The 7,264-nt window shown below is 72.6% G+C and carries 6 protein-coding genes and 1 pseudogene; all 7 read left to right on the plus strand.

The window, feature by feature from the left end; genetic code table 11:
- A pseudogene (gene manB / locus ACFQ8C_RS35910) lies at positions 1-318 on the plus strand (phosphomannomutase/phosphoglucomutase); the annotation flags it as partial.
- Between the two features lie 113 nt (positions 319-431).
- Entirely contained in the window at positions 432-614 is a 183-nt protein-coding gene (locus ACFQ8C_RS35915) for a Trm112 family protein (protein WP_383466009.1), read from the plus strand.
- Between the two features lie 245 nt (positions 615-859).
- The gene (locus ACFQ8C_RS35920) at positions 860-2,008 is read left to right on the plus strand and encodes an SIS domain-containing protein (RefSeq protein ID WP_383466010.1); all 1,149 of its coding nucleotides are present in this window, start codon (positions 860-862) and stop codon (positions 2,006-2,008) included.
- 259 nt (positions 2,009-2,267) lie between these two features.
- Entirely contained in the window at positions 2,268-3,419 is a 1,152-nt protein-coding gene (gene manA, locus ACFQ8C_RS35925) for a mannose-6-phosphate isomerase, class I (RefSeq protein WP_383466012.1), read from the plus strand.
- Between the two features lie 71 nt (positions 3,420-3,490).
- On the plus strand, positions 3,491-4,456 hold the full coding sequence (locus tag ACFQ8C_RS35930; RefSeq protein ID WP_383466014.1) for a cation diffusion facilitator family transporter: 966 nt from the start codon (positions 3,491-3,493) through the stop codon (positions 4,454-4,456).
- Between the two features lie 299 nt (positions 4,457-4,755).
- Positions 4,756-6,210 carry an adenosylhomocysteinase gene (gene ahcY, locus ACFQ8C_RS35935; protein ID WP_383466016.1) on the plus strand — a complete coding sequence of 485 codons (1,455 nt, stop codon included), beginning with the start codon at positions 4,756-4,758 and terminating at the stop codon, positions 6,208-6,210.
- A gap of 102 nt (positions 6,211-6,312) precedes the next feature.
- Positions 6,313-6,930 (plus strand): hypothetical protein, encoded by a 618-nt coding sequence (locus tag ACFQ8C_RS35940; RefSeq protein WP_383466018.1) that lies wholly within the window; start codon positions 6,313-6,315, stop codon positions 6,928-6,930.
- Positions 6,931-7,264: the final 334 nt, after the last annotated feature.

Consider the following 7,264-nt stretch of genomic DNA (forward strand, 5'->3'; position numbering starts at 1 on the left):
GCCGCGCTGGGTGGGCAGGAGGGGCCGTTGTCCGGGCTGGTCGCCTCCTATGACCGGTATGCCGGGTCCGGTGAGATCAACTCCACCGTCGCCGACCAGGCCGCCCGCACCGCAGCGGTCAGGGCCGTCTACGGCGACCAGGACGGCGTCGTTCTCGACGAGCTTGACGGGCTGACCGTTTCCTCGGCCGACTGGTGGTTCAACCTGCGTGCGTCCAACACGGAGCCGTTGCTGCGTCTGAATGTCGAGGCGCGGGACGCGGCCACCATGGCGAAGATCCGTGACGAGGTCCTCGCCCTCGTCCGCACCACCACCTGACACCCGTCCGACACCCCCGCCAGGGGCGGGGAGCCGCCGCTCGCCGAGCCGCGACTCCCCGCCCCCGGCGGTAGGCTGACCAGCACCGTTCACTGGTACGAAGGGACACCGCAATGCCGCTCGAAGCCGGCCTCCTGGAGATCCTGGCCTGCCCGGCCTGCCACGCTCCGCTGCACGACCGCACGGCGGACGAGACCCCCGAACTGGTCTGCACGTCCTCCGACTGCGGCCTCGCCTACCCCGTACGCGACGCCATCCCGGTCCTCCTCGTGGACGAGGCCCGCCGCCCCGCCTGACCCGGCAGTGGGCGGGCGCTCGGCCGGCCGGTTCGCGGCCCCGGCCCCGCGGCCCCGCCACCCCGTCGCGGGCAGGCGTCCCCCCGGGGGGCCCAGAACGGAACGGGTGGGCACCCCCCCAGGGCGGCGCCCTCCGTGACACCCACCCCCAGCACCCGCACCACGCCCGCGCCCGCACCCACGCCTGGGCGCCCCGCCCGACACCCCGCACCACGGCGCCCGACAGCGACCGCCCCGGAGGCCCCATGCTGGACGAGACCCTGCTAGACGCACCGGACGCCCTCGCCCTGGCCGACCGCCGCGGCCTGCTCCGCGGCGCCGCCGAGGCCGGCGCCCGGGTCAGGACCGCCGTCCGCCACGCCACCGAGGCCGGCATCGCCGACCTCCACCCCGAGGGCCGCCCCCGCGCCGTCCTCGTCGCGGGCCCCGGCACCGCCGCCGCCGGCGTCGCCGACCTGGTCGGCGCCCTCGCCGGCGCCTCCGCCCCCGTCGTACGCCTCGCGCCCACCGGCGTCGCCCCCGCCGCCGGCGCCCTGCGCTGGGCCCTGCCCGGCTGGGCGGGCCCCGTGGACCTGCTCCTGCTGCCCACCACCGACGGCTCCGAACCCGGTCTCGCGCTCCTCGCCGAGCAGGCGTACCGCCGCGGCATCACCGTCGCCGCCGTCGCCCCGGAGGGTTCCCCCCTCTCGGAGACCGTCAGCGGCTCCCGCGGCCTCTTCGTCCCGATGGCGATGGCCCCGCACGAGGAACCCGACGAGTACGGCGAGAACCTCTCCGCCAGCCCCGGCGCCCTCTGGGCCCTGTTCACCCCGCTCCTCGCCCTCCTCGACCGCGTCGGCCTCCTCGAAGCCCCGCCCGAGGCCCTGGAACGGGTCGCCGACCGCCTCGACCGCACCGCCGAACGCTGCGGCCCCGCCATCGCCACCTACTCCAACCCGGCCAAGACGCTCGCCGCCGAACTCGCCGAGTCGCTGCCGCTGATCTGGACCGAGGGCGACGCCGCCGGCCCGGCCGGCCGCCGCTTCGCCGCCGTCCTCGCCGAACTCGCCGGCCTCCCCGCCCTCGCCGCCGAACTCCCCGAGGCGCTCCCCGCCCACGGCGTCCTCCTCGCGGGCACCTACGCCGCGGCCGCCGACCCCGACGACTTCTTCCGCGACCGCGTCGACGAACCCCAGGCCCTCCGCGCCCGCGTCGTCCTCCTCCGCGACCGCCCCGCGGGCGGCCTCAGCGCCGCTCCCGCCGCCCGCGAACTCGCCCTCGGCCACGAGACCGCCGTCAGCGAACTCGAACCCGAGGAGGGCGACGCCCTGGAGACCCTCGCGGAACTCCTCGCCGTCACCGACTTCGCCGCCGTCTACCTCTCCCTCGCGTCCCCCGGCCTCCCGGCCCGCTGACGACCGGCCCCTGACGACCGGCCCTGACGACCGGCTCCCGGCGACGGTCGTCAGGGCGGGACCGCCGGACCGCCGATCGCCGGGCCCGCCGCCGCCACCGGCGTACGCCCCCGAGCCACCTCCGCGTACGCCCGGGGCCATCCGGCGTACGCCCCCGGACACCCGCCCGCCAGTTCCCGGACGCCCGGGTGTCACCCACCCCCTGTCATCTGTCGTCTGACACCGTCACCGTCATTCGCCCCGAGGAACTGGAACCGCCATGGAACGCCTCGTCAACACCGTCCGCCCCTACGCCTGGGGATCCACGACGGCCATCCCGGAACTGCTCGGCACCGCCCCCACCGGCGAGCCGCAGGCCGAGATGTGGATGGGCGCCCACCCCGGTGCTCCCTCGCTCACCCCCCGAGGGCCGCTGAACGAGCTGATCGAGGCCGACCCCGTACGCGAACTCGGCCAGGCCGCGGCCGAGAAGTTCGGCCCCCGCCTGCCCTTCCTCCTCAAGCTCCTCGCCGCCGGCGCCCCGCTCTCCCTCCAGGTCCATCCCGACCTGGAGCAGGCCCGTGCCGGATACGCCGCCGAGGAGGCCGCCGGCATCCCCGCCGACGCCCCCCACCGCATGTACAAGGACGCCAACCACAAGCCCGAGATGATCTGCGCCCTCACCCCCTTCGAGGGGTTCTGCGGCTTCCGCGCCCCCGCCGAGGCCGCCGACACCCTCGCCGCCCTCGGCGTCGACTCCCTCAAGCCGTACGTGGACCTGCTCCACGCCCACCCGGAGGAGGCCGCCCTCCGCGAGGTGCTCACGGCCCTGCTCACCGCAGACCCGGTCGAGACGGCCCACACCGTCACCGAGGCCGCCGCCGCCGCCGAACGGCTCGGGGGCGCCCTCGCCCCGTACGCCGTCCTCGCCCACCACTTCCCCGGCGACCCCGGCGTCATCGCCGCGATGCTCCTCCACCACGTCACGCTCCAGCCCGGCGAAGCCCTCTACCTGGGCGCCGGCGTCCCGCACGCCTACCTCTCCGGCCTCGGCGTCGAGATCATGGCCAACAGCGACAACGTCCTGCGCTGCGGCCTCACCCCCAAGCACGTCGACGTCCCCGAACTCCTCCGGGTCGTCCGCTTCGAGCCCGCCGACCCCGGCGTGCTGCGCCCCGAGGCGTCCCCCACGGGGGAGGAGGTCTACGACACCCCCATCGACGAGTTCCGCCTCTCCCGGCTCGTACGCGCCGAGGGCGCCGCCCCCACCGACCTGACGGCCGTCACCCCGCAGATCCTGCTCGCCACCGCCGGACGCCCGAAAGCAGGCGAAATCACCCTCTCCCCGGGCGAATCCGTCTTCGTGCCCGCCGGCGAGCCCGTCGAACTCTCGGAGGCGGGCACGGTGTTCCGCGCCACCGTCGTGGCCTGATGCAACAATGACCGGCCGTACCACGGCCACGGTCACCGGGCCGGAGCATCGACGAAGGGAACAGCAGACCCATGAGCGCGTCAGGCGGAACCAAGGCGATCGTGGCGGCCCTCGCCGCCAACCTCGCGATCGCCGTAGCCAAGTTCGTGGCGTTCCTCTTCAGCGGCTCGTCCTCGATGCTCGCCGAAAGCGTCCACTCCCTCGCCGACTCCGGCAACCAGTGCCTGCTCCTGCTCGGCGGCAAGAAGGCCCAGCGCGAGGCGACCCCCCAGCACCCCTTCGGCTACGGCCGCGAGCGCTACATCTACGCCTTCCTCGTCTCCATCGTCCTCTTCTCCGTCGGCGGCATGTTCGCCATCTACGAGGGCTACGAGAAGATCAAGCACCCGCACCCCATCGAGGCCTGGTACTGGCCGGTCGGCGTCCTCGTCTTCGCGATCATCGCCGAGTCCTTCTCCTTCCGTACCGCCATCAAGGAGTCGAACCAGATCCGCGGCGGCCTCTCCTGGAAGGAGTTCGTCCGCCGCGCCAAGGCCCCCGAGCTCCCCGTCGTCCTCCTGGAGGACCTCGGCGCCCTCGTCGGCCTGGTCCTCGCCCTCGGCGGCGTCGGCCTCGCCCTCGCCACCGGCGACGGCGTCTGGGACGGCATCGGCACCCTCTGCATCGGCGTCCTGCTCATCCTCATCGCGATCGTCCTCGCCCTGGAGACCAAGTCGCTGCTGCTCGGCGAGGCCGCCGGCCTCGACGAGGTGAAGAAGATCGAGGAGGCCATCGTCGACGGCGACTCCGTCTCCCGCCTCATCCACATGCGCACCCTCCACCTCGGCCCCGAGGAGCTCCTCGTCGCCGCCAAGATCGCCGTCCGGCACGACGAGTCCGCCACCGAGGTCGCCCGCGCCATCGACGCCGCCGAGGAGCGCATCCGCACCGCCGTCCCGATCGCCCGGGTCATCTACCTGGAGCCGGACGTCTACAGCGAGTCCGCCGCCGCGGCCGGCCCGGACCCGGCCGCCACCCCCGGCGGCAGCGGCCACTGACCCCCGCACCACCCGTCGAACACCCTGACGAGGCCCCCGGAGCGCATCACGCCGCCCCGGGGGCCTTCTCCACACGGGCCTGCGCCCGGTGGGCCGATCGGTGTAGATTCGTGACGAGCCAGACGTCGCTGCTGATGGCGGTCGGGCGGTCCCCCAGGGGACCGGCCGAGGGAGAGAGGGCCTCCGACGACTGCACCGCGAACCACCCGGGCATTCCTGTGCCCGCAGGTGCCTCGACCGCGGTGTCAGGCGCCACAACCGACCCTCATCATGCGATCCCACGAGGAGCAGCACCAGTCATGACGACTGCCGCACAGCAGGACTTCAAGGTCGCCGACCTCTCCCTCGCCACCTTCGGCCGCAAGGAGATCACCCTCGCCGAGCACGAGATGCCCGGCCTGATGGCGATCCGCCGCGAGTACGCCGAGACCCAGCCGCTCGCCGGCGCCCGCATCACCGGCTCGCTGCACATGACCGTGCAGACCGCCGTCCTCATCGAGACCCTCGTCGCCCTCGGCGCCGACGTCCGCTGGGCCTCCTGCAACATCTTCTCCACCCAGGACCACGCCGCCGCGGCCATCGCCGTCGGCCCGAACGGCACCCCGGAGAACCCGCAGGGCGTCCCGGTCTTCGCCTGGAAGGGCGAGACCCTGGAGGAGTACTGGTGGTGCACCGAGCAGGCCCTCACCTGGCCGAACACGCCCACCGGCGGCCCGAACATGATCCTCGACGACGGTGGTGACGCCACCCTCCTCGTCCACAAGGGCGTCGAGTTCGAGAAGGCCGGCTCCGCCCCGGACCCGTCCACCGCGGACAGCGAGGAGTACGGCTACATCCTCCAGCTCCTCAACCGCACCCTCGGCGAGACCCCGCAGAAGTGGACCCAGCTGGCGTCCGACATCCGCGGCGTCACCGAGGAGACCACGACCGGCGTCCACCGTCTCTACGAGATGATGCAGGCCGGCACCCTCCTCTTCCCGGCGATCAACGTGAACGACGCCGTGACGAAGTCGAAGTTCGACAACAAGTACGGCTGCCGCCACTCCCTGATCGACGGCATCAACCGCGCCACCGACGTCCTCATCGGCGGCAAGACCGCCGTCGTCTGCGGTTACGGCGACGTCGGCAAGGGCTGCGCGGAGTCGCTGCGCGGCCAGGGCGCCCGCGTCATCGTCACCGAGATCGACCCGATCTGCGCGCTGCAGGCGGCGATGGACGGCTACCAGGTGGCGACCCTCGAGGACGTCGTGGAGACGGCCGACATCTTCATCACGACCACGGGCAACAAGGACATCATCATGGCGTCCGACATCGCCCGCATGAAGCACCAGGCGATCGTCGGCAACATCGGCCACTTCGACAACGAGATCGACATGGCCGGCCTGGCGAAGATCCCCGGCATCGTGAAGGACGAGGTCAAGCCGCAGGTCCACACCTGGACGTTCGAGGACGGCAAGGTCGTCATCGTCCTGTCCGAGGGCCGCCTGCTGAACCTCGGCAACGCGACCGGCCACCCCTCCTTCGTGATGTCGAACTCCTTCGCGGACCAGACCCTGGCCCAGATCGAGCTCTTCACCAAGCCGGAGGAGTACCCGACCGACGTCTACACGCTCCCGAAGCACCTGGACGAGAAGGTCGCCCGCCTCCACCTGGACGCGCTCGGCGTGCGGCTCACCACCCTCCGCCCGGAGCAGGCCGCGTACATCGGCGTCAACGTCGAGGGCCCGTACAAGCCGGACCACTACCGCTACTGATCCGTCCCCCGGCACACCACCGGGCGACGCGACGACCCAGCAGGCCCCCGGCACCCCGTGCCGGGGGCCTGCCCCCGTCTCCCACCACCCGAGGACCACGCGATGCCCCGCGGCCGCTACTCGCTCCACGACCCCCACGACCACACCCCCCTCGGCGAGGAACACTTCCACTGCGCCCCCGGCCCCTCCGGCTGGCGCTACGTCTCCCAGGTCACGACCCCCGCGGGCGACCACCGAGGCTCGGTCGACCTGGCCGTCGACGAGCTCGGCCGCCCCATCCGCCTCGAACTCCACGCGTCGAGCTGGCAGGTCCGGGGCGCCGCCTTCGACGGCGTCACCTGGGTCCGCACCGACCCCACCGGGACCCACGCCACCGAAGGCAACGTCCGCGCCCACGCCTTCACCGGTACGTCCCCGGCCTTCCTGATCGCCCTGACCCGCCTCCTGCGCCTCACCCCCGGCACCCCGGAGACCCGCGTCCGCCTCGTCGCCTTCACGGACCCGGTCCTCGCCCCCCTCACCGTCGACCAGTCCTGGGCCCTGCTGGGAACGGAGACGCACCCCACCGACGACGGCCCGCTGGCCGTGGACGCGTACCAGGTCAGCACCCTGGACACCGGCGAGCGCCACACCGTCCACATCGCCGGCGACGTCGTCCTCTCCGCCCCCGGTGTGGAACTGGAAGACCTCGACACACCCCCCTCGGCCTTCCCGGCCTGACCCCGCGCCCCGCGCCACTCCCGCCGATGTGCGACGGGCCCCGCCGAGCTGATACTGTCCTCCGGTGCCCGCAAAAGCCGTTGACACGGTGGCTGCGGGGAGGTAGATTCAGATGGTTGCCTAGAGCTGGACAGCTCGGCAGCAATCAACTAGAGTCTGACTCACTCCCGATTCTTTATCCCGAATCAAGAAAAGCCGCCGATTAGGTAGCCGGAAATGATTCTGATAAAGTCGGAAAGCGCCGGAAGGCCCCGAGGAATTAAAACTCAGGACCGGAAAGCACCGAGGAAATCGGATCGGAAAGATCTGATAGAGTCGGAAACGAAGGAAGCGC

Origin of the sequence: Streptomyces sp. NPDC056503, from assembly GCF_042794995.1 — a bacterium.
Classification (GTDB): Bacteria; Actinomycetota; Actinomycetes; order Streptomycetales; family Streptomycetaceae; genus Streptomyces.